This is a genomic window from Kitasatospora putterlickiae (assembly GCF_039527695.1).
Classification (GTDB): Bacteria; Actinomycetota; Actinomycetes; order Streptomycetales; family Streptomycetaceae; genus Kitasatospora; species Kitasatospora putterlickiae.
Genome location: NZ_BAAAKJ010000096.1, coordinates 38,814 through 40,801, shown reverse-complemented (window position 1 = coordinate 40,801; position 1,988 = coordinate 38,814). Strand labels below are relative to the sequence as shown.

Sequence of the window (1,988 nt, the reverse complement as noted above, 5' to 3'; positions counted from 1 at the left end):
GTCGGCTTCAGCGAGCCCGGCGCCGGCAGCGACCTCTCGGCGATGACGACGACCGTCCGCCGCGACGGTGACGCGGTCGTCGTCGACGGACACAAGAAGTGGGTGACCGCCGCCCACTACGCCGACCTGCTGGTCATCGTCGGCCGCTACGAGGACGGCGCGGTGGCCGTCGTGGTGCCCGCCGACACGCCCGGCGTCCGGATCGAGCGGATCGCCGACCCGCTCGGCTGCCGCGCGGCCGGACACGCCGACGTCCACCTCGACGGGGTGCGGCTGCCGGCCGACAGCGTTCTGGGCGGTCACGGACTGCCACCCGCCCTGCTGGTGACGACCGCGCTGGCCTACGGGCGGATGTCCGTCGCCTGGGGGTGCGTGGGCATCCTGCGGGCCTGTCTGGCGGCGGCCACCGCGCACGCCGCCGGACGGGAGCAGTTCGGCAGACCGCTCGCGGAGCACCAGCTCGTCGCCGGACACCTCGCCGACCTGTACACGGCCGAGCAGGTGGCCGCGCGGGTCTGCGAGCACGCCAGCCGCTGCTGGGACGAAGGGTCGCCGGACCAGGTGGTGGCGACCGTACTGGCCAAGCACGTCGCCGCGACCCAGGCCGCCAAGGGCGCGGCGACGGCCGTCCAGGTACTGGCCTCGGCCGGGTCCCGGGACGGGCACGCGGTGGCCCGGGCGTACCGGGACGCCAAGCTGATGGAGATCATCGAGGGCAGCAACGAGCTGTGCCGGCTGATGCTGGCACAGCACGCGCTCTCCGCTACGGGGGCACCGTGAGCGGGCCTGCAGCCGACGAGACGAGGAAGGACGACATGGCTGAGACCGTCAAGTGCCTGGTCTGGGACCTGGACGAGACCCTCTGGCAGGGCACCCTGCTGGAGGACGGCGAGGTGCACCTGCCGGACGAGGTGCGCAAGGTGGTGATCGAGCTCGACTCCCGAGGCATCCTCCAGTCCGTCGCCAGCCGCAACGACCACGAGCACGCCTGGGCCCGGTTGGAGGCGTTCGGCGTGGCCGAGTACTTCGTCCTGCCGGAGATCGGGTGGGGCGCCAAGTCCGAGTCGGTGCGCCGGATCGCCGACCGGCTGAACTTCGCGCTCACGGCCATCGCCTTCGTCGACGACCGGCCCGCCGAACGCGCCGAAGTGGCCTTCCACCTGCCCGACGTACGGTGCTACCCGGCCGAGCAGGTCCTCGACCTCCCCGAACTCGCCGAGTTCACCCCCGCGACCAGCACCGTCGACTCCCGGCGGCGGCGCCAGATGTACCAGGCGGGCTTCCGCCGCGAGGCCGAGCGGGCGGCCGCCCCCGGCCCCGACGAGGAGTTCCTGCGCTCCCTGGACCTGCGGATGCGCATCGGCCGGGCCACCGGCGAGGAGCTGTCCCGGGTCGAGGAACTCACCCTGCGCACCAGCCAGATGAACGCGACCGGGGTCCACTACCCGGACGCGGTGCTGCGGGGCCTGATCACCGACCCCCGGCACGAGGTCCTGGTGGTCACCCTCACCGACCGGTTCGGCCCGCACGGCGCGGTCGGCGTCCTGCTGCTCGAACGGCACCCGGGCCTGTGGCACCTCAAGCTGCTCGCCACCTCCTGCCGGGTCGTCGCCTACGGCGCCGGCGCGACCCTGCTGAACTGGCTGGCCGACGCCGCCGCCCGGTCCGGAGTCCACCTGGTCGCGGACTTCCGGGCGACCGAACGCAACCGGATGATGGAGATCGCCTACCGGTTCGCGGGCTTCGAGGGCCTGGACGAAGCCCCGTGCCCGTGCGCCGCCGTCCTCGCACCGGTCGCGGAGGACCCCGGACTCCAGCGCCTGCACCTGGTTCCCGGCCCGCGCGTGGTGTCCACCGTCATGAGCGTGGACGCACCCGACCTGAACGTGCCGGAAGGGGGCCCGGGAACGTCGTGACCGCCGCGGGGCCCGGCGCGCCGGGCCCCGGCCCGCGCTCCTCAGCGCTCGCGGTTCGGCACCGACCCTGGC

Annotated in this window: 2 protein-coding genes; both read left to right on the top strand. The window is 73.9% G+C overall.

All coding sequences use genetic code 11. From position 1 onward, the window contains the following. Positions 1-780 (top strand): acyl-CoA dehydrogenase family protein (locus ABD308_RS10520; protein WP_344331395.1); only part of this gene is annotated, 780 nt, incomplete at its 5' end. Between the two features lie 35 nt (positions 781-815). Beyond that, a complete protein-coding gene (locus ABD308_RS10515; RefSeq protein WP_344331393.1) occupies positions 816-1,916 on the top strand; it encodes an HAD-IIIC family phosphatase in 1,101 nt (366 codons plus the stop codon). The last annotated feature ends 72 nt before the right edge of the window (positions 1,917-1,988 follow it).